The sequence below is a fragment of the Sulfitobacter sp. M39 genome (assembly GCF_021735935.1).
Taxonomy (GTDB): Bacteria; Pseudomonadota; Alphaproteobacteria; order Rhodobacterales; family Rhodobacteraceae; genus Sulfitobacter.
The window spans coordinates 113,617-139,867 of sequence record NZ_WMDZ01000001.1 but is presented as its reverse complement, the minus strand read 5'-3'; the positions used below and the strand labels follow the sequence as shown (position 1 = coordinate 139,867).

Sequence of the window (26,251 nt, the reverse complement as noted above, 5' to 3'; positions counted from 1 at the left end):
GCACCTGCGCGCAGCGCTACAAATTTCAGTCGTCCCGCTGGTATTTCCGACTGAATTAGTCGAAACCGATCGCATGACGACACAGGATATCAATACAAGCCCCGCCGCCGTGAAAAGATCGCGGGACGGCGTGCGTTTGCTGGCGGGGGTTGCGGTCGCGATTGCGGCGACCTGTGCCTTGCCGATGGTTGCCGTTTTGCTGGCCGCGCTGGTCGGGGGCACCGATACCGTGCGCCACCTGATCGATACGGTGCTGCTGGGGTACGCGGGCACAACCATTCTGTTGGTCGCAATGGTGGCCACGGGAACCTTTGCATTGGGCGTGGGGACCGCGTGGCTGGTGACCATGACCCGCTTCCCCGGTGCCCGCATGCTTGAAATCGCGCTGGTGCTGCCGCTGGCCTTTCCCGCCTATGTGCTGGCCTATGCCTACACGCATATCCTTGACCACCCCGGCATCGTGCAAACGGTACTGCGTGACATTACGGGCTGGGGCCCGCGTGACTACTGGTTCCCGGAAATCCGGTCCCTTGGGGGCGCGGCCTTGATGCTGGTGCTGGTGCTTTATCCCTACGTCTACCTCTTGGCGCGCGCCGCGTTCTTGCAGCAATCCGCCACGACGTTTCTGGCAGCACGTGCCTTGGGTAGCAGTGCCTGGGCCGCCTTCTTCAAGGTGAGCCTGCCGCTGGCCCGACCGGCGATTGCCGCAGGTGTTCTGCTGACCGTCATGGAGACGATCGCCGATTTCGGCACCGTCGCCTATTTCAGTGTGCAGACCTTTGCGACAGGGATCTACACCAGCTGGTTTTCCCTGTTCGACCGTGCCGGTGCGGCGCAGCTTGCACTGTGCTTGCTCAGCTTTGCGCTGCTGCTTGCGATGCTAGAGCGTATCCAGCGCGGCAAGGCGCAATACCACGATCCGGCGCGTCGTGCCGTGGCGATGCCGCCCGCGCAGCTCAAAGGGTGGCAGGCCGCCGCCGCGATGCTGGCCTGCGGTATTCCCGTTATCTTTGGGGCGATTCTGCCGGTGATCGTGCTGATCTGGATGGGCATCGGATCAGAGCAAGACCTGCTGAGCCCGCGCTATCTGGGCTTCATCCGCAACTCTGCCACGCTGGCGGGGGTGGCGGCGGTGCTTACCGTGGCCGCTGCGGTCTGCGTGGGGTTCTTCCAGCGGTTGCGGCCGGGCAAGCTGTCGTTCGGTGCGGGCTATATCGCGCGCTTGGGCTATGCGGTGCCGGGCGGGGTGATTGCCGTGGGGCTGATGGTGCCCTTTGCGACCTTTGACAACCAGCTTGATGCTTGGATGCGTAGCACCTTCGACATATCGACTGGCCTGCTGGTGACGGGCTCGATCTGGCTGCTCGTCGCCGCCTATATGGTCCGCTTCCTTGCGGCGGCTCTGGGGGCGTATGAGGGCGGGCAGGCGATGGTGCATGCCAATATGGACTCTGCCGCACGGTCGCTGGGGGAAACCCCCGTGGGTACGCTGCGCCGTGTGCATCTACCGATCCTGTCGCCAAGCCTGCTGACCGCGTTGCTGATCGTTTTCGTCGATGTGATGAAAGAGCTGCCTGCAACGCTGATCATGCGGCCGTTCAACTACGACACGCTGGCGGTACAGGCCTACCGGCTGGCAAGCGACGAACGGCTGGACGGCGCGGCGGTGCCGAGCCTTGTGATCGTGGCAATGGGATTGCTCCCCGTGATCCTGATCTGCCGTCAGGTCGGACGGCAGAAATAAACACTTCCATTTGCGCATGAAAAAACCGCACCGGCCAAGGGCCGATGCGGTTCGATCTCGTGTCTCTACCTTGGCAGGCTGGGATTATTCCCAACCTACCGCGTTAAAGATTTTCTGTGCTGTGGGGATGTTCTTGGCCACTTCGGACAGGTTCACCTCGTCTGCTTTGAATTCGCCCAGCTTCTCGACCGATTCCGCAAGCTCTACACCTTCCACGGCGGGGAATTCGTCATTGCCCGCAGAGAAGTAGGATTGCGCGCTGTCGGAGGACAGATATTCGAGGAACTTGACCGCGTTGTCACGGTTTGGCGCATTGGCTGCAACACCAGCACCCGACAGGTTCATGTGCGCGCCGTTGCCTTCCTGGTCGGGGAATACCAGACCGATTTTATCCAGATCGGCGCTCAGCCCGTCTACTTCGGTGCGGATGGCACGGGCAAAGTAGTAGGAGTTCGAGACGGAGATTTCGCATTCGCCCGATACCAGACCACGCAGCTGGTCGGTGTCACCGCCCTGTGGTGCACGTGCCATGTTATTCACAACGCCCTGTGCCCATTCGGTGGCTTTCTCTTCGCCGTGGTGCGTGACCAACGCCGCCAGCAGGGTCTGGTTGTAGGAGTTGGTGGAGGAACGGATGCAGACCTGACCTTCATAGGTAGGGTCAGCAAGGTCCAGATAGTTTTGCGGCGGGTTGTCTACGGCGTCTTTGCTGTAAAAGATGATCCGCGCGCGCTGCGAAAAGCCGAACCAGTCGTTGTCGGCGTCTTGCAGGTTGCTGGGGATACGCTCTTCGAGGATGTCGCTGTCAACGGATTGCAGCAGGCCCATTTCCTTGGCGCGGCTCAGGCGGCTGGTGTCGACGGTGATCAGAACGTCCGCGGGGGAGTTCGCACCCTCGGCTTCCATACGCGCCAGCAGCTCGTCTGCTTTGCCTTCGATGCGGTTGATGGTGATGCCGGTCTGCTCGGTAAAGTCGGAATACAGACGCTCGTCTGTGTCGTAGTGACGCGAGGAGTAGAGGTTCAGCTGCCCTTCGGCCAATGCTGGCATCGCAACTGTGGCCATCAAGGCGGCCGTGAAAGCGGATTTCGTCAGAGTCATCAGGTGACCTCCATCTGTGTAAAACCTATCAAAAGAGTAAGAAACAGATTTGCGGGCTGATATCAAGGAATAGTTGACTGAAATAATAGGACAAGCGTCTTGCCGCGCGGAGGCGGCAAGACGCGCGGGATCAGTCGCCGATTTTGTCCTGGGTCTTGGTTTCAAAGTCGCTGGCGTCGTGCCGTTCGTGCAGCTGCATTTCGGGTTCACCGAAGGGGCGGTTGACCATGCGACCACGTGTAACGGCAGGGCGCGCGTCGATCTTCTTGGCCCATTTCATCAGGTTTTCGTAGGAGTCGACATTCAGGAACTCTGCTGCGTCATAGAGACGGCCCAGAACCAGTTGCCCGTACCATGCCCAGATCGCCATATCCGCGATCGAATATTCGCCCGCCATATATTCGTTATCGGCAAGGTGACGATCAAGCACGTCAAGCTGGCGCTTGGTCTCCATCGCGAAACGGTCGATGCAGTACTTAATTTTGACCGGCGCATAGGCGTAGAAATGGCCAAAGCCGCCGCCAAGATAGGGCGCGCTGCCCATTTGCCAGAACAGCCACGACATGCATTCGGTGCGCTGGCTTGGATCTTTGGGGATGAATTCGCCGAATTTCTCAGCCAGATGCAGCATGATCGACCCGGATTCAAACAGACGCTGCGGCGCGTCGCCGGAGCGGTCCATCATCGCAGGAATTTTGGAGTTCGGGTTGATGTCGACAAAGCCCGATCCGAATTGATCCCCTTCGCCGATGTTGATCAGCCACGCATCATACTCGGCACCCTTGTGCCCGGCGGCCAGCAGTTCTTCCAGCAGCACGGTGACTTTGACGCCATTGGGCGTCGCGAGGGAATAAAGCTGATAGGGATGTTTGCCGACCGGCAGCTCTTTGTCTGCGGTGGGGCCTGCGATGGGGCGGTTGATATTGGCGAATTTGCCGCCATTGCCGGGTTCCCACTCCCATACGGCGGGCGGGGTGTAGTCGGGCAGATCGGTCATGAGATCCCTTTCAGTTCGTCTGATGAAGTCTGAAGAGAACCTAAGCGGTATTGGGGGGATCGCAAGAGGTCAGTACAGATTGGCTGGGGCCGGGGGAGGCGCGGCTGACGGCGGCCCAAACGAAAAAAGCCGCCCCCGAAGGAGCGGCCTTTAATCAAATGCGCGCGAAGCTTAACCCTGACGGGCTTTGAAACGGCGCTGCGTTTTGTTGATTACGTAAACGCGGCCTTTGCGACGCACAACGCGGCAGTCACGGTGCCGGTTCTTGAGCGAGCGGAGCGAATTGCGAACCTTCATGGTCGTTCTCCTGTGTCGTGGCGCGGGCCAGCGCCGGGTTGCGGGCAGTTCAGCGAATGCTGAACCATGAATTAGGTGGTGGGCGATACTGGGATCGAACCAGTGACCCCTTCGATGTCAACGAAGTGCTCTACCGCTGAGCTAATCACCCCCTATGTAGCACGAAATTTGCACCCCAAACCAAATCGGGGCGCGAGATATTCGCGCCGGTAGCGGGGTCTATAAATAGAGTCGGAGGCATGATCAAGGGGTTTTGGCTTTGTAAAAACATGCGCTATGTTCATTTTTGAAAGGTGCAACAATGCCACACATCGCCTATGAAGTCATTCGCCCCGATCAAGCCCGTTCCTGCGCGGTGTTTGCATCCCCTCATTCAGGGCGGAATTACAGCTTTTCCTTCCTGCGGTCCACGGTGTTGGACGGGCATAGCATACGCTCGTCAGAGGACGCGTTTGTTGACCTTTTGTTTAATTCTGCCCCCCATTTCGGGGCTCCGTTTTTGATGGCGGGGGCCCCCCGTGCGTTCCTTGATCTGAACCGGTCCCGAGACGAGCTTGACCCGGCCCTGATCGAAGGTGTGCGGCGGCAGGCGCATAACCCGCGCGTTGCCTCTGGGTTGGGTGTTATTCCGCGTGTCGTGGCGAACGGGCGGTCGATTTATCAGGGCAAATTAACACTGGATGAAGCACGGGCGCGAATCGCGACCTATTGGGTGCCGTACCACGATATGCTGCAAAGCCTGCTGAACGACGCGCGGGCGGATCACGGGCAGGCGATTCTCGTGGATTGCCATTCGATGCCGCATGAGGCGATGGACGGCGTCGCGCGTATGGGGCTGAAACGGCCTGAAGTGGTCTTGGGGGACCGGTTCGGCGCGGCAGCCAGCGGCGATGTTGTGGACCAGATAGAGGGCGCTTTCGTCAAGGCAGGGTTCACTGTCACCCGCAACACCCCGTTTGCGGGGGCCTATATCACCCAAGCTTACGGTCGTCCGGCACGGGGGCAGCATGCCGTGCAGGTCGAATTGGACCGGTCGATGTATATGAACGAATCTTTGGTGCGCCCCAACGGTGATTTCGAGGATGTGCAAAAAGCGCTTCGCGGCGTTGTGGCAGAGATTGCGCGGATCCGTCCCGAAAACCTCGCCCTCGCGGCGGAGTGATCAGCGCAGCGCGCGCCCCTTGACGATCGCCTTGTCCCCGAACCGGTTGCGGATGGCATCTGTTGCCCGCTCTGCCTGACCCCGGCGGGCGGCATCCGGGTCCAGCAGGTCGCCCGCGGTATCGGCACCGTCAGCCGCGCTCAGGTCCGAAATGCCACACCCGAGCAGCCGGAAAGGCCCCGGTTCACCAAGCTGGTCAAACAGCCCGCGCGCTGTGCGGTAGATGCGGTCGGCCAGTTGCGTCGGGTCATACAGCGACACCCGCCGCGTGATCAGCGAAAAATCGGCCCGTTTGAGCTTGAGCACGACAACGCGGCCGGCAAGGTCTTTGGCCTTGGCGCGGTCCGCCACCTTTTGCGCCATGCGCCACAGATGCCCGTCCAGCAGGTCAGGGTCGGAGGTGTCTTCGTTGAAGGTGGTTTCGTTGCTGATGGATTTCATCGGTTCATGCGCGGAAACACGGCGGTTGTCTTGGCCGCGTGCCAGATGCCATAGGCGGTCGCCCATACTGCCGAAACGCGCGGTCAGGTCGGTCCTCTCCCATCGCAGCAGGTCCGCGAAGGTCTGGATGCCGGCCTTGTTCAGGGACCCGAGCGTTGCCGCGCCCACGCCCCAGATCATGCTCACCGGTTTGTCGTTCAGAAACCTCTGTGTTTCCTCTTTGCCGATCACTGAAAACCCGTGCGGCTTATCAAGGTCAGAGGCGACTTTGGCCAGAAACTTGTTGTGTGACAGCCCGATAGAGCCGGTCAGCCCCAGTTCGACCTTCATGCGACGCACCAGTCGCGCAAGCATCACGGCAGGAGGGGCCCCGTGAAGCTTGGTCGTGCCGGTCATGTCCAGAAACGCCTCGTCCAGCGACAGCGGCTGCAGGGCGGGGGTGAGCTCTTCCATCATGGCGCGGATCGCGCGGGAGGCTTCGACATATGCATCCATGCGTGGCTTGATGATGATCGCTTCAGGGCAGAGTTTCAGCGCCTGGAACATCGGCATGGCGGATCGGACCCCTTTGATCCGCGCGATATAGCAGGCGGTCGACACGACCCCACGACGTCCGCCCCCGATAATAACGGGCTTGCCATTCAGCGCCGGGTTGTCGCGTTTCTCTACGGATGCGTAGAAGGCGTCGCAATCCATATGGGCGATGGACAGATCGAATAATTCGGGATGCGACGAGATGCGCGGGCTGCCGCAGGCAGAGCACCGGCGCGCGGGCGCGATTTCGGACAGGCAGTCTCGGCAGAGTGCGGGCATGGCGGTCAGGTAGGGTTAAGGGCTGGTAAACGCAAGTCTACCCGATCACGCGCGGCTTCGCCATGCACATACGTGCGGCGTCGGGTTGAAGGGTGAAAATCGGAAGGGGGCAAAGAAAGACCCCCGCCTGAAGCGGGGGGAGGTGACGGGCTTCAGGAAGAACCAGCCCGTCGGGGAGTATCACCAAAGTAAGGTTGCCATATGAATGTCATAAAACATACACGGAACTTCCAGTTGCGGGCAGCCAGTTCATGTTTGTTACCGATTTATCACATAGGCGAAAACGCGCTATTTGTTGGGTTTCGCGCATTTCGGCGGCGTTCAGGGCAGCTCTGCCAGCACCGCGCGGGCCGCGGCGGCGGGGTCTTCGGCCTGCCAGATCGGGCGGCCAACGACGATGTGATCCGCCCCGTCCGAGATCGCCTGACCCGGAGTTGCCACGCGTTTCTGGTCGCCAAGAGCCGCCCCGCTTGGTCGCACGCCGGGGGTGACGATCAGCTTGCCGTTTGCCTCGGGTAGGGCGCGGATCAGGGCCGCCTCTTGCGGGGAGGCGATGACGCCGTCAGCGCCAGCCTCCAGCGCGCGCCCGGCGCGGGTCCGGACCAGATCGGGGATATCGCCCGACTGGATCATCGCCGCGTCCAGATCGTTACGGTCCAGGGAAGTCAGGATGGTCACCGCCAAAATCTTGGTGCGTGATCCTGCGGCCCCTTCCATCGCGGCGCGGACAACATGGGGGTCACCGTGCACGGTCAGAAAATCGAGGTCGAACTGCGCAAGCCCGCGCACCGCTGCTTCGACAGTCGCGCTGATATCGAACAGCTTCATGTCCAGAAAGATGCGTTTGCCGTGTTCCTGGATCAGCTCGTTCGCAAGCGCTAGGCCGCCGCCCGTCAACATGCCCAGACCAATCTTGTAAAAACTCACCGCGTCGCCCAGCTTTTGGGTCAGTTCAAGGCCGGCAACAGCGTGGGGGACATCAAGGGCAACGATCAGGCGGTCATCTGACATGGGGCGGGCTCCGGTGTGATGAGATTTGGCAAACGCCGGAGGCTTACGGTGTTCGACCTGACATGTCTATGAAAACAGGGATCGCGCAAAGAAAAAGGCCCGGGCAGCGCAGTCGCTGTCCGGGCGAGTATCAGAGACGTGCAGGCAGGCAGTTGTCTCTGGATTGGGCGGGACACGCGCCGGGACGGGCGCGCAGGCAGTTCCGCCGAAACTTTAAATCAGGCGGCGCGGAGGCCGGGAAGGTTGGCGACATGGCGCAACCAAGCTTTTGGGTCGAACCGAGGACGGCCGCTGCGCTGTGCAGGTTTCTGGCTACGGATTTCGGAATACATGCCGCCGCGGCTCGTATGGCGACGCTCGGCCTGTTTGGTCAGACCTTTGGCGGCTTGATCAAAGGACATCGTCATCGGCGCGTTGATAGCGCAGGCATACTTGCGGGACCGATCGCCATCGTGGACGGTGACCAAAGCTTCAAAGCATTGCTCTGCCGCGTTGTAGATAACGTCGTTCATCTGGATCTGGCGCGTCTGCATGTTCGTACCTCAAGAATTTGTTGTACTGGTTAAAGTCGGCTCGATTTGTTTTTCGTTCATCTGCCAGTACAACGTATGTGTGACTAAATGGTTCCACTGGGGTGCATCCGTCATGTGGATAAATATAAATTTTCGCCTAAAATCAGTCAATTAACATTTATGTAATTTAGTATTGCCATGAGCGAAAAATTGCGAAACTGCATTTTTCTTGAGGGATTCCAATGTGTTCGCAATGTGGCGAAATCCCACCAGTCTTATAAATAATCTCAAGACGTGTATATTTTTTGTTGACGTATTTGTGAGGTAACTCTCTTGAATCCCTCCCCTCTGTCCCCAAATTCTATCCCGAGGATCACGCCATGATGTGCTGCAAAGCGGGCATCTTCTCTGTGGTCGCTTTAAGAAAAGGAGAAGCTCATGGACTTGAGCAAGTTCACAGAACGGTCGCGCGGCTTTATTCAGGCTGCGCAAACAATCGCGACGCGTGAAAGCCACCAACGGCTGACGCCGGAGCATTTATTGAAAGCGCTGCTGGATGACGACCAAGGGCTGGCGAGCAATCTGATTGCTGCTGCCGGTGGCGATCCTGCACGTGTGACTGAAACCCTGACGCTGTCTTTGGGCAAGCTGCCCAAGGTGTCGGGCGATGCCGCGCAGGTGTACCTTGATAATGCCACCGCCAAAGTGCTGGCCGAAGCAGAGACGCTGGCCAAAAAGGCGGGCGACAGCTTTGTGCCGGTCGAACGCGTGCTGATGGCGCTTGCGATGGTGAAATCCGGTGCGAAAACCGCGTTGGATGCGGGCAAGGTTACCGCACAGGGGTTGAACGCCGCTATCAATGATATCCGGAAAGGGCGCACGGCTGATACGGCCAGTGCGGAAGACGGGTATGAGGCGCTCAAGAAGTACAGCCTTGATCTGACGGAACGTGCCCGCGAAGGCAAAATCGACCCGATCATCGGTCGGGACGAGGAAATTCGTCGCGCCATGCAGGTGTTGAGCCGCCGCACCAAGAACAACCCGGTGCTGATTGGTGAGCCCGGCGTGGGTAAAACCGCGATTGCCGAGGGCCTCGCCCTGCGGATCGTGGATGGCGATGTGCCCGAATCCCTGCGCAACAAACGCTTGCTGGCGCTGGACATGGGCGCACTGATTGCCGGTGCGAAGTATCGTGGCGAGTTCGAAGAGCGGTTGAAAGCCGTCCTGACCGAAGTCACCGAAGCCGCGGGCGAGGTGATCCTGTTCATTGACGAGATGCACACGCTGGTTGGTGCCGGTAAGGCGGACGGCGCGATGGACGCGGCAAACCTGATCAAACCGGCGTTAGCGCGGGGTGAATTGCACTGCGTTGGTGCGACGACCTTGGACGAATACCGTAAATATGTCGAAAAAGACGCGGCGCTTGCCCGTCGGTTCCAGCCTGTGATGGTCAGCGAACCTACGGTCGAGGATACGGTGTCGATCCTGCGGGGGATCAAAGAGAAGTACGAGCTGCACCACGGCGTGCGGATCAGCGACTCTGCCCTTGTGGCGGCGGCGACCCTGTCGCATCGCTATATCACGGATCGTTTCCTGCCCGACAAGGCAATCGACCTTGTGGACGAGGCCGCGAGCCGTCTGCGGATGGAAGTCGACAGCAAGCCAGAAGAGCTGGATGCGCTGGATCGTCAGATCATGCAGCTTCAGATCGAAGCCGAGGCGTTGAAGAAAGAGGACGACGCTGCCAGCAAGGACCGCTTGGACAAGTTGGAGAAAGAGCTGGGAGATCTGCAGGAGAAGGCCGACGCCATGACTGCGCAGTGGCAGGGCGAGCGCGATCGGCTTGAGGGTGCGCGCGAGCTGAAAGAGCAGCTGGACCGTGCCCGCGCCGAGCTTGAGATCGCCAAGCGCGAAGGCAATCTCGCCAAAGCGGGGGAGCTTTCCTATGGCGTGATCCCGCAGCTTGAACGCAAACTGGGCGAGGCCGAAGAGAACGAAGCCGACGTCATGGTCGAAGAGGCCGTGCGCCCGGACCAGATCGCCAGCGTCGTCGAACGTTGGACGGGTATCCCCGCGGGTCGTATGCTGGAAGGCGAGCGGGACAAGTTGCTGCGCATGGAGGACCAGTTGCACAACCGTGTCATTGGTCAGAACCTCGCCGTCAAAGCTGTGTCGAACGCGGTGCGCCGTGCGCGTGCTGGCCTGAACGACGAGGCCCGCCCCTTGGGCAGCTTCCTGTTCCTCGGGCCGACTGGTGTCGGTAAGACCGAGCTGACAAAGGCCGTCGCCGAGTTCCTGTTCGACGACGAGAACGCGATGGTGCGGATCGACATGTCGGAGTTCATGGAGAAACATGCCGTGGCCCGTCTGATCGGCGCGCCTCCCGGGTATGTTGGTTATGACGAAGGTGGCGTATTGACCGAAGCCGTGCGGCGCAGACCCTATCAGGTCGTGCTGTTCGACGAGGTCGAGAAGGCGCACCCCGACGTGTTCAACGTGTTGCTGCAGGTCTTGGATGATGGTGTGCTGACGGATGGTCAGGGCCGTAAGGTCGACTTCAAGCAGACGCTGATCGTGCTGACCAGCAACCTTGGGGCGCAAGCGCTAAGCCAGCTGCCCGAAGGGGGCGACATGGCGCAGGCGAAACGGGATGTGATGGATGCGGTGCGGGCTCACTTCCGCCCCGAGTTCCTGAACCGACTGGATGAAACGGTGATCTTTGACCGCTTGGCACGTGCCGACATGGCCGGGATCGTCGACATTCAGGTGAACCGTCTGCTGAAACGTCTCGCCGGTCGCAAGATCGGGCTGGAGCTGGACGAAGGCGCGCGCAAGTGGCTCGCCGACGAAGGCTATGATCCGGTGTTCGGGGCGCGCCCGCTGAAGCGGGTGATCCAGCGTGCATTGCAGGACCCGCTGGCCGAGATGATCCTAGCCGGTGACGTGCTGGATGGGGATCTTATCCCCGTGCAGGCGGGTGCCGAAGGGTTGATCATCGGCGACCGCGTGGCTGCCAGCAACCGCGCCAAACCGGACGAAGCGACCGTCCACTAGATACATAGTATATAGTGTGGTGATGTAATCGGGCAGGGCCGGGGGAAACCTCGGCCCTGTTCGCATGTGTTGCCCTGACATTCCGGTGTGTCTCCTGAAATGTAGCGGATTGCATTTGGTGGGCGCGACAACCCGCAGTAGGCTACCCATGTATATTGGTAAGGAGCGCCTGTTATGGCCTATCGCTGGATCAACACACTCACGGATAAAGACGTCACCCCGCATGCTGCATTTATGAACCGGCGTCAGATCATGGGGGGCGCTTTGGCGGGGATCGGGTTGGCCGGTATCGCGGGGCGTGCCTCGGCCGCGCCCGAGGGGCTAGAGCCGAACAGCTATGAAGATATCACCAGCTACAATAACTACTATGAATTCGGCACCGGCAAGGACGACCCCGCAAGATACGCGGACCGTCTGACGATTGAACCCTGGACAGTGCAGATTGACGGGCTGGTCGACAAGCCCGGTGCCTATGGGTTCGACGACATCATGCAACAGATGACCATCGAAGAGCGTATCTATCGTTTCCGCTGCGTCGAGGCGTGGTCAATGGTGGTCCCGTGGAACGGGTTCGAGCTGGCGGACCTGCTGAATATGGCCGGTGTGCAGTCCGGCGCGAAATACGTCTCCTTCGAGACTGCGCTGCGTCCTGATGAAATGCCCGGCGTCGCCTATAACGTGCTCGACTGGCCCTACGTCGAAGGGTTGCGTCTGGACGAGGCGATGCACCCGCTGACGATTATGGCGACCGGCATCTATGGCAAGGACATCCCGAAACAGAACGGCGCACCGCTGCGGTTGGTCGTGCCGTGGAAATATGGCTACAAGTCGATCAAGTCCGTGGTGCGGATCACCCTCACGGACACCCAGCCCCCAACCAGTTGGAATAAGGCGAATGCAGGGGAATACGGCTTCTATAGTAATGTGAACCCCGAGGTCGATCATCCCCGTTGGTCGCAGGCCAGCGAAAGGGTCATCGGCGGCGGGCTTTTCTCCAAACGGATACCCACGCTGATGTTCAACGGGTACGAGGCCGAGGTCGCCGATCTCTATGCCGGTATGGACCTGAGCAAGGATATCTAAACCCGTGTCCTCTATAGAAGTGAACAGGGCGGTATGATCGACCGCCTGAATACCATCGCGCGACGTGTTCCCACATGGGTCGTATATATAGTAGGGCTTCTGCCAATCCCGTGGCTGCTGTTTCAGGCGCAGACCGGCGGGCTGGGGGCGGAGCCGATCAAAGCGTTGGAGAAAGAGCTGGGGTTGCTGGCCTTGCAACTGTTGATCGCCGGGTTGGCGGTCACGCCCGCGCGGCGCTACCTTCGGCTGAACCTCATCAAGTTTCGCCGCGCCCTGGGATTGCTCGCCTTTATATATGTCTCGCTGCACCTGTTGGTATGGCTGGTGCTGGACGTCGGGATCCTGTCGCAGATCTGGGCCGACATTCTGAAGCGCCCATATATCACGATCGGCATGGCTGGTTTTGCCTGCCTTGTCCCCCTGGCGGCAACATCGAACAACTTCTCGATCCGCAAGCTGGGGGCCACGTGGCGCAAACTGCACCGGTTAACATATCTGGCTGCAATTCTGGCTGGGGTGCACTTCATCTGGCTGGTCAAAGGTTTTCAGATCGAACCTCTCCTCTATATGGCGGCGATTCTGGCGTTGCTGGTGCTCCGCCTCCCTAAACGGCGCTGATTCCGAATCCGGGCGGTGGCTCGGGCCGGGGATTCTGTCGGATTCGGAGCGGGGGAGGGGGAAACAATCCACATTCGCGCTGCGAGTCTGTGGATAACCTGCGCGGGCGTAAGTGATGCGGGCCAATGACATGTTAGCGTGCGAAATAAAGCTGCGCGAAATACGGCTTCCGCGGAATTTTCAAAAATCAAACCGTTGTTTTTATAGGAAAATTCGGAAAGTAGCGAAAAACTGTCATAATCCGAAAAAAGGGGTTGCGGGTATTTGGAACAAACCTTAGAACGCCCCTTACCGGAGACGCAGACATGCAGACACGGGGCGCTAGACGGGGATGACGGGTTACGGTTCGGGTCTTACGTAGCGGAGAAATTCTGAGGTAATTGAGGCGGGGCGCGCTGAAAGGTTTACGGCGCATCTTGGTTTCTTTTGTCTCGACGCTCTTTGAAATTGATAGATATCTGAAGAGATATGTGGGCGGTTTGGTTCATTCGATGGATCAACGTCTGTATATCGCGCCGATAGCGACGCACTTAGGTGCTTAGCGATTATTCGGTGTCAGCTTCACTGTTTGGACGGCTTGTCGTTACTTTGGTAACTTTAAGCACTTCAAACGGAGAAAACGCCTGTATCATTCAGTAAGTGATGCAGGTTTGATGTGCAGAGGTTCGACGTCAAGGATACGCAGTAATGCGTTTCAACTTGAGAGTTTGATCCTGGCTCAGAACGAACGCTGGCGGCAGGCCTAACACATGCAAGTCGAGCGCACCTTCGGGTGAGCGGCGGACGGGTTAGTAACGCGTGGGAACATACCCTTTTCTACGGAATAGCCTCGGGAAACTGAGAGTAATACCGTATAAGCCCTTCGGGGGGAAAGATTTATCGGGAAAGGATTGGCCCGCGTTAGATTAGATAGTTGGTGGGGTAATGGCCTACCAAGTCTACGATCTATAGCTGGTTTTAGAGGATGATCAGCAACACTGGGACTGAGACACGGCCCAGACTCCTACGGGAGGCAGCAGTGGGGAATCTTAGACAATGGGCGCAAGCCTGATCTAGCCATGCCGCGTGTGTGATGAAGGTCTTAGGATCGTAAAGCACTTTCGCCAGGGATGATAATGACAGTACCTGGTAAAGAAACCCCGGCTAACTCCGTGCCAGCAGCCGCGGTAATACGGAGGGGGTTAGCGTTGTTCGGAATTACTGGGCGTAAAGCGTACGTAGGCGGATTGGAAAGTTGGGGGTGAAATCCCAGGGCTCAACCCTGGAACTGCCTCCAAAACTATCAGTCTAGAGTTCGAGAGAGGTGAGTGGAATTCCAAGTGTAGAGGTGAAATTCGTAGATATTTGGAGGAACACCAGTGGCGAAGGCGGCTCACTGGCTCGATACTGACGCTGAGGTACGAAAGTGTGGGGAGCAAACAGGATTAGATACCCTGGTAGTCCACACCGTAAACGATGAATGCCAGTCGTCGGGCAGTATACTGTTCGGTGACACACCTAACGGATTAAGCATTCCGCCTGGGGAGTACGGTCGCAAGATTAAAACTCAAAGGAATTGACGGGGGCCCGCACAAGCGGTGGAGCATGTGGTTTAATTCGAAGCAACGCGCAGAACCTTACCAACCCTTGACATCCTGTGCTAACTCGAGAGATCGAGCGTTCACTTCGGTGACGCAGTGACAGGTGCTGCATGGCTGTCGTCAGCTCGTGTCGTGAGATGTTCGGTTAAGTCCGGCAACGAGCGCAACCCACATCCTTAGTTGCCAGCAGTTCGGCTGGGCACTCTAAGGAAACTGCCCGTGATAAGCGGGAGGAAGGTGTGGATGACGTCAAGTCCTCATGGCCCTTACGGGTTGGGCTACACACGTGCTACAATGGCAGTGACAATGGGTTAATCCCAAAAAGCTGTCTCAGTTCGGATTGGGGTCTGCAACTCGACCCCATGAAGTCGGAATCGCTAGTAATCGCGTAACAGCATGACGCGGTGAATACGTTCCCGGGCCTTGTACACACCGCCCGTCACACCATGGGAGTTGGTTCTACCCGACGACGCTGCGCTAACCTTCGGGGGGCAGGCGGCCACGGTAGGATCAGCGACTGGGGTGAAGTCGTAACAAGGTAGCCGTAGGGGGAACCTGCGGCTGGATCACCTCCTTTCTAAGGATGTTTCTAGTCAGATTAGCTTGCTAATCTCGTGAAACACTTAGCAGGTCAGTAAACAAAACTGACCATATTCAAGGCATCGCAAGATGACCTTTCGGACCGAGCCGTCCTCATATCTCTTCAGCAAGCTTATCCGCGCAGCGGATGAGCGTCGCCCCGACAGGGTACCGCGCAGCGGTGTCCCGAGAGGGGTAGGGTTGCCTAAAGCGCCCAAAGTAACACGCCTGACGCTGGCCCTTCTCGGCATCTTTTGAAGTCAAAAGAGCCTGCCAGGGCGACGCGCAGTTCGCAAAGCGAACTACGCTGGGTCGGTAGCTCAGGTGGTTAGAGCGCACGCCTGATAAGCGTGAGGTCGGAGGTTCAAGTCCTCCTCGACCCACCAGTATCCCGCAAGGGTTTGATGGGGCCTTAGCTCAGCTGGGAGAGCGCCTGATTTGCATTCAGGAGGTCAGGAGTTCGATCCTCCTAGGCTCCACCATCACACGCAGTATGCAGAACACATCTTCAAGCATTCATTGAATGTTTGAACGTCTGTTCTACAGACGCGCTGATGCTTCTTCGGAAGTTCAGCACATTGACATCGTAAAGAGAGATACAGTTACTTTAAGAGTAATCTTGAAGTAACAAACAACACGATCTGATCGCACCGCGTTAGGTGGTGATCTCGGTTGCTGCTCCTTATGGGGCCGGCGTTTACTTGACTGTTTCCTCGGTCTTTTGAACGTATCGCGATCGAAAGTGACGTGTTGTCCAAGTCAAGTACACTAACCAGAGTAGTGACGCCTGCTTCCTGCACGGAAGGTAGGCTAGATGCACTGCTCGCTGTCCACTCTTAGAGAGTGGGCGGGTAAAAGTATGCTTTTGATCTGGAATAAGGGAAGACAGTTTCTTACCAGCTTCTGTCTCCCGCGTTGGACTGACGTCCTGCACTCTACCGGCCGTTTGAGGGTCTAAATTGTCCTCAAGTAGCCGAATAGGCGGTAGGACATTAAATCGGTCTTTCTTTTTCTGGATCAAATCAAGCGCGAAAAGGGCGTTTGGTGAATGCCTTGGCAGTAAGAGGCGATGAAAGACGTGATACTCTGCGATAAGCCATGGGGAGCTGAGAATAAGCTTTGATCCATGGATTTCTGAATGGGGCAACCCACCTGATACTTTGTTATTACTGCTCTTCGGAGCAGCTAATAATGAGGTAAACCAGGTATTTATAGACTGAATACATAGGTTTATAAAAGCAAACCCGGGGAACTGAAACATCTAAGTACCCGGAGGAAAGGAAATCAATTGATACTCCCCTAGTAGCGGCGAGCGAACGGGGACCAGCCGAGCCATGAGTGTGGTTAGAATGCGTTGGAATGCGCAACCAAAGTGGGTGATAGTCCCGTATAAGAAGCATGATTGGACGTATTAAGTAGGGCGGAACACGTGAAATTCTGTCTGAAGATCGGAGGACCACCTTCGAAGGCTAAGTACTCCTTACTGACCGATAGTGAACCAGTACCGTGAGGGAAAGGTGAAAAGCACCCCGACGAGGGGAGTGAAACAGTACCTGAAACCGAACGCCTACAATCAGTTGGAGGGACTTTACGTCCTGACAGCGTACCTTTTGTATAATGGGTCATCGACTTGGTCTCACAAGCAAGCTTAAGCCGTTAGGTGTAGGCGTAGCGAAAGCGAGTCTTAATAGGGCGTTGAGTTTGTGGGATCAGACCCGAAACCGAGTGATCTAGGCATGGCCAGGTTGAAGATAAGGTAACACTTATTGGAGGACCGAACCCACATCCGTTGAAAAGGATCGGGATGAGCTGTGCCTAGGGGTGAAAGGCCAATCAAACTCGGAGATAGCTGGTTCTCTGCGAAATCTATTTAGGTAGAGCGTCATCCGAATACCCTCGGGGGTAGAGCACTGGATGGGTAATGGGGCCCCACAGGCTTACTGATCCTAACCAAACTCCGAATACCGAGGAGTACTAGATGGCAGACACACAGCGGATGCTAACGTCCGTTGTGAAGAGGGAAACAACCCTGACCTACAGCTAAGGCCCCTAATTCATGGCTAAGTGGGAAAGCAGGTGAGACGACCAAAACAACCAGGAGGTTGGCTTAGAAGCAGCCATCCTTTAAAGATAGCGTAACAGCTCACTGGTCTAAATAAGTTGTCTTGCGGCGAAGATGTAACGGGGCTCAAGCCATGAGCCGAAGCTTAGGATGCATTAATTGCATGGTAGCAGAGCGTAGTGTGACATAGTTCCATGTCTCCTTAGCCCTTCGGGGTATTGGAGACGCGGAGCTTTCTGTGAAGCCGGCGCGTGAGCGATCCGGTGGAGAGATCACTAGTGAGAATGATGACATGAGTAGCGACAAAGAGTGTGAGAGACACTCTCGCCGAAAATCCAAGGGTTCCTGCTTAAAGCTAATCTGAGCAGGGTAAGCCGACCCCTAAGGCGAGGCCGAAAGGCGTAGTCGATGGGAACCAGGTTAATATTCCTGGGCCAGATGGAAGTGACGGATCTCGAGGGTAGTTCATCCTTATCGGATTGAATGGGCTGCTTAGAGGTCCCTGGAAATAGCTCCATCGCTAGATCGTACCCTAAACCGACACAGGTGGATAGGTAGAGAATACCAAGGCGCTTGAGAGAACTATGTTGAAGGAACTCGGCAAAATACCTCCGTAAGTTCGCGAGAAGGAGGCCCGGTTTCTAGGCAACTAGAGGCTGGGGGCACAAACCAGGGGGTGGCGACTGTTTATTAAAAACACAGGGCTCTGCGAAGTCGTAAGACGACGTATAGGGTCTGACGCCTGCCCGGTGCCTGAAGGTTAAAAGGAGGAGTGAGAGCTCTGAATTGAAGCCCAGGTAAACGGCGGCCGTAACTATAACGGTCCTAAGGTAGCGAAATTCCTTGTCGGGTAAGTTCCGACCTGCACGAATGGCGTAACGACTTCCCCGCTGTCTCCAACATAGACTCAGCGAAATTGAATTACCGGTCAAGATGCCGGTTACCCGCGGTTAGACGGAAAGACCCCGTGCACCTTTACTACAACTTCACACTGGCATTAGGCCGAACATGTGCAGGATAGGTGGTGGGCTTTGAAGCGTGAACGCCAGTTTACGTGGAGCCTCCCTTGAGATACCACCCTTGTTCTGCTTGATGTCTAACCGCGGTCCGTTATCCGGATCCGGGACCCTGTGTGGTGGGTAGTTTGACTGGGGCGGTCGCCTCCTAAATCGTAACGGAGGCGCGCGAAGGTTGGCTCAGAGCGGTCGGAAATCGCTCGTTGAGTGCAATGGCAGAAGCCAGCCTGACTGCGAGACTGACAAGTCGAGCAGAGTCGAAAGACGGCCATAGTGATCCGGTGGTCCCAAGTGGGAGGGCCATCGCTCAACGGATAAAAGGTACGCCGGGGATAACAGGCTGATACTGCCCAAGAGTCCATATCGACGGCAGTGTTTGGCACCTCGATGTCGGCTCATCTCATCCTGGGGCTGGAGCAGGTCCCAAGGGTACGGCTGTTCGCCGTTTAAAGAGGTACGTGAGCTGGGTTTAGAACGTCGTGAGACAGTTCGGTCCCTATCTTCCGTGGGTGTAGGATACTTGAGAGGAGTTGCCCCTAGTACGAGAGGACCGGGGTGAACGATCCACTGGTGGACCAGTTGTTATGCCAATAGCAGTGCTGGGTAGCTATGATCGGACAGGATAACCGCTGAAGGCATCTAAGCGGGAAGCCCCCTCAAAACAAGGTATCCCTGAGAGCCGAGATAGACCATCTCGTCGATAGGCCAGAGATGTAAGCGTAGTAATACGTTCAGTTGACTGGTACTAATTGCTCGATAGGCTTGATTTGATCCAGTAGAAGAAAGACTTCTTACTAGGACAAAAGCATACACATACAATCAGTCGTACTGACTTGGACATAGAGGTTTTACTCGGTTTGGTGGTCATAGCGTAAGCAAAACACCCGATCCCATCCCGAACTCGGCAGTTAAGTGCTACTGCGCCAATGGTACTGCGTCTTAAGACGTGGGAGAGTAGGTCACCGCCAAACCTAGCAAAACCTCTACGTATCTCTCAACGATGACAATAAAAACTAAAGCCAATACACAATCATTGGCCCCCGGCGCGGGATGGAGCAGCCCGGTAGCTCGTCAGGCTCATAACCTGAAGGTCGTAGGTTCAAATCCTACTCCCGCAACCAACTTCAGCGAATAAGCCGCAGTCGAAAAACTCGCGGCTTTTTTGCTGTCCGCAAAGCTCAACAGTTCCAGCAATCTGCCCGCGAAAACCAGCACCCCTGTACCCGTCGTGCCGGATTGAAACGCAATTTGTGGCAGCAAGTGCGCGCGCATAGGTGACTTTCGGGTGCTTCTGATCTAACCTCTCTACTCTCGACCGAAGTCATAAAATTGAGAGCCTGGGTGAACACGCGTTTTTTGGAAACCTTTGTCACGGTCGCAAATCTGGGGAGCTTCCGTGCGGCGGCCGAGCATCTTAATGTAAGCCAAGCGACGGTATCCAGCCGGATCTCGTCGCTGGAAACGGATCTGCAGGTCGATTTATTTGACCGTGAATTCCACGCCACGCGGATCACCGTGGCTGGAGCCATGATCCTGGACAAAGCGCAAGATATGCTGGCGACCGAGCGCAAGTTGCGTATGACGTTGTCCGACCCCAGCACCGCGGCGGGCCGTGTGCGCTTGGGGCTAGTCTCGTCGGTGGTACACACTTGGTTGTGCGATCTGATCGAGGAAGTGGCCCGCTGCTATCCGAGGCTAGAGCTTGAACTGACGGTCGAACCTACTCCCAACATTGCCGCGGCGTTTGAACGGGGCGCGTTGGATATGTTGCTGACGACTGATGATCGGCACGATGAAACCTGTGTATGCGCAGATTTGCCTCCCTTGGCGATGGGGTGGTTCGGGCCCGAGGGGATGCGCGATGAGAAGCTGTCGCTTGCGGATGTGGTCACGAGCCCGCTGATCACCTTTACGCGCAACTCGCGCCCCCATGCCAACGTTCTGGCGCTGTTTAGCGATCGTGGTCTGCGGCCGTCGATTGTGCATTGCATCACCTCGATGGCTGCGATTGCGCGCCTGACGGAACGGGGTTTGGGCATCGCGACGATGCCGTTGGCGTGCGATCTGGCAGGGCCGGGCATTTGCGAGCTGGACGTGGATGCGCAATTGCCGCCGCTTCCGTTGTACTGCATTTGGCGACGTAGCTCTGATGTAGCGACCTATAAAGCCATTGCGGATCTGGCGCGTGCGTGTGCAGAGCGCCATCAGCAACCGCGTCAAACCCCTGTAAAACAGGCCTGATCGGAAAACCCGATCACCCCCCCCTGAATAATCCCGTTTGTCGGTTTGGCCGGTTTCGGCAAATGTGCCTTAACAGCAATCGATAAAGTTTGACCGGACTTTAACCGAGGTGGGCCATGCCCCGTCACGCACCGGGAAAGCTTTGTCTAAGGACCAGGATGCAGAATGAACACTATCCGTACAACCGATCAGGCACAGCTTTTCGTCTGGAGCGATATCGATCCGGATCACGAGGCAGACTTCAATCAGTGGTACGACCGCGAACACATGGAAGAGCGTGTTCGCATTCCAGGTTTTACCGGTGCGCGGCGCTATCGTGCGGTATCAGGATCAGCGCGCCGCTATCTTGCACTTTACCGTGCTAGCAGCCTGTCCGATTTTACGTCGGATGCGTATCGCAAAGCATTCACAAAGCAGACCCAATGGTCGGTCACCAACTTTGGCAGGATGTCGAACACACGGCGCCGCGTGATGAATGTTGCGCAGGAAGGTGGCTTTGGCTGGGGCGGCGCTTTGGTCCTGATCGAACTGGTGCCTGACGCCATAGATGACGGTGCCGTTGCTGATGTGCTGGCCGAAGTAATGGCCAAGGACGGCGTATTGCGCGTGCATCACATGATCCCGGATATCGCTCTTTCGACGCCGCTGCCGTCTGAAAATACCGAAGGCCGCGTTCTGGCCCCTTGCATCGCAGTGGATGTGTCGTCAGAGCCGATCGCCGAAGCCACCTTGCGCCAGCTGACCGAAAAGCTGGGAGGCGCAGTGCGCGAGGCTGAAACCTTCCGTCTGATGTGGGCCTTGGATGAACACGATCTGCCCGCCGTGCAAGACTGATAACGAACCCGTTTCGCGGCCATTGCGAAACGGGATAATAAACGACCCAACAAGGAGATACGAAACATGAAAAACCTTCTCATCGGAACAGCCATTGCAGCGCTGACAGCCAGCTTTGCCCATGCGGAAACTTGGAAAATGTCGGCTGACGCGCCGGACGGAAACTATCTGACGCAGAACATCCGCTCTTTTGCTGATGATGTAGCCCGTCTGTCGGACGGTGCATTGGAAATCGACGTTGTGTCGAATTCGGTTCTGCTTAAGCGCCCCGAATTGAAGCGCGGTGTTCAGCGCGGGATCGTTCCGATTGGCGAAGTGCTGATCTCGGCGCTTGGCAACGAAAACGCTGTGTATTCGGCAGACGCTGTGCCGTTGATGGCAACAACATTCGACGAGGCCCGCGCCCTGTGGGAGGCGTCGCGCCCCATCTATGAGGAAAAGCTTGAAGAAGATGGGCTGGTTCTGTTGTTCGCCGCGCCTTGGCCGCCCCAAGGTGTTTATATGAACAAGGAAGTGACCGATGCCGCGTCCTTCGATGGTGTCAAATTCCGCGCCTATAACCCTTCGACCGCGCGTCTGGCAGAGCTTTTGGGCGCTGTTCCCGCCACCATCGCAACCTCGGAAATCAGTCAGGCGTTTTCGACGGGTGTCATCAACGGCATGATCACGTCGCCTTCGACCGGCGTAGACAGCCAGGCATGGGATTTTGTGTCGCACTACTATGATGTGCAGGCCTTCCTGCCCAAGAACATGGTGATCGTGAACAAGCGTGCCTATGACGCCCTGTCCGAAGACGTTCAGGCCGCACTGCAAGAGGCCGCCGAGCTGGCTGAAACGCGCGGCTTTGAGATGGCCGAAGTCGCCACTGGCGAAGCAACGGACACGATGGCCGAGAATGGCATGAACGTTCTGCCGACCCCTGATGGGCTGGCGACTGACTTTGAAGCCATCGCCGCCACCATGCGCGCTGAATGGCTGGAGGAGGCCGGCGAAGATGGTCAAAAGATCGTCGACGCGTTGAACTGATCATTGATCAATGCAGGTCCGGGCTGTCAAACGCCCGGACCTTTGTGCAAAGAGGCAGGGAATTTCGCCCCCGCCTGCCTAACTGATCCGGAGCCTGCCGCTATGTTGCTGACACGCCATCTATTTAACTTTTGCGGAGCTTTGGCCGCGCTGTCCCTATTGGGGATTGCGGTGCTGATCCTGTCGCAAATCGGACTTCGTCTGATGGGAAGCCAAATTCCGTCTGCTGATGATTTCGCGGCATGGGGGCTTAGCGCTTCGATCTTTCTTGCTTTGCCTGCGACGCTGATACGGGGCGACCATATTCGTGTCACATCGCTGCGCCAGCTGATGCCCGAGGGGCTGGGCCATGTGGCTGATATTCTGGCAGCCGCCTTTGCAACTGCCATGATGGGGTGGGTTGCGTGGGCGATCTTTGGATATGTCCACGAAAGCTGGACCTACAATGAAGTCAGCCAAGGGGTCGTGGCTGTTCCGCTCTGGCTACCGCAATCTGCGATGGTATTGGGGGCGGTGCTGTTCGCGCTTGCCTTTGCCGAGCGCACATTGCGTCTGATCCTCGGCCTGCCGGTCGAAAGCGATGATACAAACGAACAGGGTCGGGGCGAATAACCATGGAAATTTTAATGCAATCGGCCGTTCTGGTCGTTACGTTGCTTGTGCTTTTGGGGCTTGGTGTTTGGGTCGGGGTCGCACTGCTGGCCTCTGGGGTTGTTATCTTCATGATGTTCACCTCGACGCCGGTCGATGCCATCCTTGGGACGACCATGTGGGCGCATTCCGCTAGCTGGACACTGACGGCGCTGCCTTTGTTTATCTGGATGGGTGAAATTCTTTATCGCACGCGTTTGGCCGAAGACCTGTTTTCGGGTCTTGCCCCTTGGGTCGGGCGGCTGCCCGGCGGCTTGGCGCATGTGAACGTCGTAGGGTGCGGGATCTTTGCGGCTGTATCAGGGTCATCCGCCGCGACGACCGCCACTGTTGGCCGTATTTCCCTGCCCGAACTGAAATCGCGTGGCTATGCCGACCGCCTTGCTATCGGGTCTCTTGCTGGGTCGGGCACGCTGGGTTTGTTGATCCCGCCGTCGATCGTGATGATTGTTTACGGCGTCGCGGCCCAAGTGTCGGTCAACCGTCTGTTTATTGCGGGTGTAGTGCCGGGCTTGATGCTGATGGCACTGTTTTCAGGCTATATCGCGATCTGGTCCAAGATGAACCCAGACGGCGTTCCCGCACCCGAACCCCGCATGCCGATCGCTGAACGTCTGCGTCGTCTGCGTATGCTACTGCCAGTGGTCGGGCTGATCATCGGGGTGATCGGATCAATCTACGCTGGTGTTGCCACCGCGACCGAAGCGGCTGCGATCGGGGTTGCAGGGGCGTTGATTATTGCCGCGCTAAGCCGTTCGCTGAATGCCAAAACCTTTATCGCGTCGCTGCTGGGGGCCACGCGCACCTCTGCTATGATTGGTCTGATTTTGCTGGGGGCGGCTTTTCTGACCTCGGCGATGAGCTTTTCCGGATTGCCGAGACAGCTTGCTGAGATCATCTCGGCCAGCGGGTTGGGTGCGCCTGGGCTGATCGCGGTACTGACTGTGTTCTTTGTTCTGTTGGGGTGCTTCCTTGACGGTATTTCTATCGTTGTGTTGACCACGTCGGTTGTTATGCCTGCGGTGGCCGCGGTGGGGATCGATCCGGTGTGGTTCGGCATCTACCTGATCATCGTCGTCGAAATGGCGCAGATCACGCCGCCGCTGGGGTTCAACTTGTTCGTTATCCAGAACCTTACCGGCAAATCCATCTTTGAAATTACCCGCATGATTGTGCCTTACTTTATGATTCTGGTGCTGGCCGTGATCTTGCTAACGGCATTTCCGGGTATCGCCACGTGGCTTGTACAGCAAACCCTTTGAAAGCAGAGCCTATGACACAAACGCCTCAATCCCTTCTTGACGCTGCACGTGCGCGTGCCGATGCCCCTGATTTCACGCAGGTCTTTGACGATCCGGTCGCGGGAGAGGGTCCGCTATCGGGGCTGAACGTAGCGGTGAAAGACCTGTTTGACGTGCGGGGGCAGGTTACCCGCGCAGGGTCGGTGGTGCGCAAGGACACCGCACCCGCAACACAGGATTCAGTCGCCGTCGCACGGCTGCGTGATGCGGGGGCAGGGTTGATCGGCCACGCAAATATGACCGAGTTCGCCTATTCCGGGCTTGGTCTGAACCCGCATTACGGCACGCCGCTAACGCCGTTGCACGAAGGATGCATCGCCGGGGGCTCCACGTCTGGCGGGGCATCGGCTGTGGCGCGCGGCGTGGCTGATATCGCGCTTGGCACCGACACGGGCGGTTCAGCACGGATCCCTGCCGCTTTCTGCGGGCTGGCGGGGTTTAAACCGACGGCCAAGACGATTTTGCGCGAGGGGGCTGTTGCCTTGTCCCATTCGCTTGACAGCGTGGGGGTGCTAACCCGAGATATTGGACTGCTGCGTCCCACCTTGAACGTATTGCGCGACCGTCCGCTGACCGCATCCGCTGTGCCGCAAACGGTTATTGTCCCTGAAAATTTCGGTATGGACGATTTGGACCCGCAAGTGGCCGACGCATTCGAGACCGCATTGTCGGCGATGGCGGCCGCCGGTGTCAGCGTGCGACGGCTGACGCTGGATATCTTTGACGCCTATCGCGCCTTGCCCGTGTGGCAATTCTCTGCGGTGGAATCCCGCGCCCATCATGGGGCGCACTATGACACCGCGCGCGAGGCGCTTGATCCGCGCGTCGCGTCGCGTATGGCGCGCGCTGATGGTGTCACGGGCATCGATTTCGCCAGCACATTGGCCGCCCGCGAGATGCTGATCGCCCGCGCGGCGCAATTGTTCGGTGACACGCCTGTCGCGTTGCCAAGCGTTGCGATCATGCCGCCAAAGCTCGACGATCTAGACGATGACGCGACCTATGATCGTGTGAACCTGTTGGCCCTGCGAAACACCAGCTTTGCCAATGTGATCGACGGTTGTTCAGTCAGCGTACCGATCCGCAGCCACCCAGGCGCCGGTTTGATGCTGACTGCGCCTGCGGGCGGTGACGGGATGCTGTTGAGCATGGCAGAAGCGATGCAGGGCACCTTGTGAGCGTCCAAGGCAAGCGCCCCGACGTCTATGTGGCCTTGGGACCGCAACGCTACCGTGTGACCCATATTGCGGGGCCGATGCTGTCGGGCATTTCCGACGTAACAGTTTCGGGCGACAGGATCATCGTGCTTCGGCGGCAAGCGCCCGAGCTGGTCATGCTGGGGCTTGACGGCACCATACTGGACGCAAGCGCAGAGCTGCCGCAGTTTGTCTGCGGTCACGGTATACGGACGATCGGCACTGACCGGATCGCGACCGATATGGACGGGCACAAAGTCGTGCTGTTTGACGAGGCCCTGCAAGAGGTCGGGCGCATGGACTGCGGCGCGCATCCCGGCTTGGGGCGGCCATTCAATCATCCATGCGATTGTACGCGGGGGCCGGATGGGCGGTATTACGTCGCTGACGGATACGGCAACAGCGCAGTCCATATCTTTGACGCGGATCTGCAGCACCTGAAAACCTTTGGGCAGCCCGGCACCGACCCCGGCGCGTTTTCGACGCCCCACAGCCTGTTGTTTGATACCGAGGGCAGGTTGTGCGTCGCAGACCGGGAAAACAACCGCGTGCAACTGTTTGACGCCGAAGGCGCTTGGCTGGGGCAGATCGACGGGGTGCATAAACCGATGGCACTGGCGTTAACGGCTGACGGGCTTTTGCTGGTCACCGACCAGACTCCGCGGCTGTCTGCCTATGATACCAATGGCGTGCTGGTCGGGCGCTGTCGTACCTTTTCAACCTTTGGTCACGGTTTGGCTGTGCAGGGCGATGGCACCATCGTCATTGCAGAAATGAACCCGGACCGTGTAACGCTCCTGATTCCGGTTTAAGACGCGAAGCTGGACCTGTGCGCCATCTTTGCCCCAAGATTGGCCCCTGTTTGTTCGCGCCGATTGTCATTGTGGTCGGATAGACTGGTAGAATGAGATAGCTGCGCTAGCTCAGTCACA

Annotated in this window: 18 protein-coding genes, 4 tRNA genes and 3 rRNA genes; 18 read left to right on the top strand and 7 right to left on the bottom strand. The window is 57.7% G+C overall.

The genetic code is table 11. The features are described from left to right. Positions 1-73: 73 nt before the first annotated feature. On the top strand, positions 74-1,744 hold the full coding sequence (locus tag GLP43_RS00685) for an ABC transporter permease (protein WP_237277802.1): 1,671 nt from the start codon (positions 74-76) through the stop codon (positions 1,742-1,744). An 84-nt stretch (positions 1,745-1,828) separates the two neighbouring features. On the opposite strand, the gene GLP43_RS00680 is transcribed toward GLP43_RS00685, so the two are convergent. The 4 genes from GLP43_RS00680 to GLP43_RS00665 form a co-directional block, all read right to left on the bottom strand. Beyond that, the gene (locus GLP43_RS00680) at positions 1,829-2,845 is read right to left on the bottom strand and encodes a Fe(3+) ABC transporter substrate-binding protein (protein ID WP_237277801.1); all 1,017 of its coding nucleotides are present in this window, start codon (positions 2,843-2,845) and stop codon (positions 1,829-1,831) included. Between the two features lie 130 nt (positions 2,846-2,975). Beyond that, positions 2,976-3,842, bottom strand: a complete 867-nt coding sequence (gene yghU / locus GLP43_RS00675) for a glutathione-dependent disulfide-bond oxidoreductase (protein WP_237277800.1) — start codon at positions 3,840-3,842, stop codon at positions 2,976-2,978. 171 nt (positions 3,843-4,013) lie between these two features. After that, entirely contained in the window at positions 4,014-4,139 is a 126-nt protein-coding gene (ykgO, locus tag GLP43_RS00670) for a type B 50S ribosomal protein L36 (RefSeq protein WP_005850168.1), read from the bottom strand. Between the two features lie 76 nt (positions 4,140-4,215). Beyond that, positions 4,216-4,290, bottom strand: a tRNA-Val gene (locus GLP43_RS00665). A 150-nt stretch (positions 4,291-4,440) separates the two neighbouring features. Between GLP43_RS00665 and GLP43_RS00660 the strand changes: the two genes are divergently transcribed. Further along, positions 4,441-5,301 (top strand): N-formylglutamate amidohydrolase, encoded by an 861-nt coding sequence (locus GLP43_RS00660; RefSeq protein ID WP_237277799.1) that lies wholly within the window; start codon positions 4,441-4,443, stop codon positions 5,299-5,301. On the opposite strand, the gene GLP43_RS00655 is transcribed toward GLP43_RS00660, so the two are convergent. The 3 genes from GLP43_RS00655 to GLP43_RS00645 all read right to left on the bottom strand — a co-directional run bounded on the left by GLP43_RS00655 (position 5,302) and on the right by GLP43_RS00645 (position 8,099). Continuing rightward, positions 5,302-6,555, bottom strand: coding sequence for a DNA polymerase IV (locus GLP43_RS00655; RefSeq protein WP_237277798.1), 1,254 nt, complete (start codon positions 6,553-6,555; stop codon positions 5,302-5,304). 321 nt (positions 6,556-6,876) lie between these two features. Next, positions 6,877-7,566: an orotidine-5'-phosphate decarboxylase gene (pyrF, locus tag GLP43_RS00650; protein ID WP_237277797.1), complete on the bottom strand. Its 690-nt coding sequence runs from the start codon at positions 7,564-7,566 to the stop codon at positions 6,877-6,879. Positions 7,567-7,784: 218 nt separating this feature from the next. Beyond that, the gene (locus GLP43_RS00645) at positions 7,785-8,099 is read right to left on the bottom strand and encodes an orotidine 5-phosphate decarboxylase (protein WP_237277796.1); all 315 of its coding nucleotides are present in this window, start codon (positions 8,097-8,099) and stop codon (positions 7,785-7,787) included. Positions 8,100-8,516: 417 nt separating this feature from the next. Between GLP43_RS00645 and clpB the strand changes: the two genes are divergently transcribed. The 16 genes from clpB to GLP43_RS16360 all read left to right on the top strand — a co-directional run bounded on the left by clpB (position 8,517) and on the right by GLP43_RS16360 (position 26,131). Continuing rightward, positions 8,517-11,132: an ATP-dependent chaperone ClpB gene (gene clpB / locus GLP43_RS00640; protein WP_237277795.1), complete on the top strand. Its 2,616-nt coding sequence runs from the start codon at positions 8,517-8,519 to the stop codon at positions 11,130-11,132. Between the two features lie 174 nt (positions 11,133-11,306). Next, complete coding sequence (gene msrP, locus GLP43_RS00635; RefSeq protein ID WP_237277794.1) at positions 11,307-12,215, top strand: protein-methionine-sulfoxide reductase catalytic subunit MsrP; 909 nt, start codon at positions 11,307-11,309, stop codon at positions 12,213-12,215. Between the two features lie 33 nt (positions 12,216-12,248). Then, positions 12,249-12,833, top strand: coding sequence for a protein-methionine-sulfoxide reductase heme-binding subunit MsrQ (gene msrQ / locus GLP43_RS00630; RefSeq protein ID WP_009825428.1), 585 nt, complete (start codon positions 12,249-12,251; stop codon positions 12,831-12,833). A gap of 695 nt (positions 12,834-13,528) precedes the next feature. Further along, positions 13,529-14,990, top strand: a 16S ribosomal RNA gene (locus GLP43_RS00625). A 311-nt stretch (positions 14,991-15,301) separates the two neighbouring features. Further along, positions 15,302-15,378, top strand: a tRNA-Ile gene (locus GLP43_RS00620). A gap of 20 nt (positions 15,379-15,398) precedes the next feature. Continuing rightward, positions 15,399-15,474: transfer RNA gene (locus GLP43_RS00615), tRNA-Ala, on the top strand. Between the two features lie 538 nt (positions 15,475-16,012). Then, a 23S ribosomal RNA gene (locus tag GLP43_RS00610) occupies positions 16,013-18,840 on the top strand. An 86-nt stretch (positions 18,841-18,926) separates the two neighbouring features. Next, positions 18,927-19,041: ribosomal RNA gene (gene rrf, locus GLP43_RS00605) — 5S ribosomal RNA — on the top strand. The 16S, 23S and 5S rRNA genes sit together here with 3 tRNA genes alongside, the layout of an rRNA operon. Before the next feature lie 73 nt (positions 19,042-19,114). Then, positions 19,115-19,191: transfer RNA gene (locus GLP43_RS00600), tRNA-Met, on the top strand. A gap of 220 nt (positions 19,192-19,411) precedes the next feature. Continuing rightward, positions 19,412-20,311 carry a LysR family transcriptional regulator gene (locus GLP43_RS00595; RefSeq protein WP_237277793.1) on the top strand — a complete coding sequence of 300 codons (900 nt, stop codon included), beginning with the start codon at positions 19,412-19,414 and terminating at the stop codon, positions 20,309-20,311. A gap of 165 nt (positions 20,312-20,476) precedes the next feature. Beyond that, on the top strand, positions 20,477-21,145 hold the full coding sequence (locus tag GLP43_RS00590) for a DUF4286 family protein (protein ID WP_237277792.1): 669 nt from the start codon (positions 20,477-20,479) through the stop codon (positions 21,143-21,145). Between the two features lie 66 nt (positions 21,146-21,211). Further along, a complete protein-coding gene (locus GLP43_RS00585) occupies positions 21,212-22,171 on the top strand; it encodes a TRAP transporter substrate-binding protein (RefSeq protein ID WP_237277791.1) in 960 nt (319 codons plus the stop codon). A gap of 102 nt (positions 22,172-22,273) precedes the next feature. Continuing rightward, the gene (locus GLP43_RS00580; RefSeq protein ID WP_237277790.1) at positions 22,274-22,783 is read left to right on the top strand and encodes a TRAP transporter small permease; all 510 of its coding nucleotides are present in this window, start codon (positions 22,274-22,276) and stop codon (positions 22,781-22,783) included. 2 nt (positions 22,784-22,785) lie between these two features. Next, entirely contained in the window at positions 22,786-24,084 is a 1,299-nt protein-coding gene (locus tag GLP43_RS00575) for a TRAP transporter large permease (RefSeq protein ID WP_237277789.1), read from the top strand. 11 nt (positions 24,085-24,095) lie between these two features. Further along, the gene (locus GLP43_RS00570) at positions 24,096-25,301 is read left to right on the top strand and encodes an amidase family protein (RefSeq protein ID WP_237277788.1); all 1,206 of its coding nucleotides are present in this window, start codon (positions 24,096-24,098) and stop codon (positions 25,299-25,301) included. Continuing rightward, positions 25,298-26,131, top strand: coding sequence for a hypothetical protein (locus tag GLP43_RS16360; protein WP_237277787.1), 834 nt, complete (start codon positions 25,298-25,300; stop codon positions 26,129-26,131). The genes GLP43_RS00570 and GLP43_RS16360 overlap by 4 nt, the downstream gene beginning before the upstream one ends. Positions 26,132-26,251: the final 120 nt, after the last annotated feature.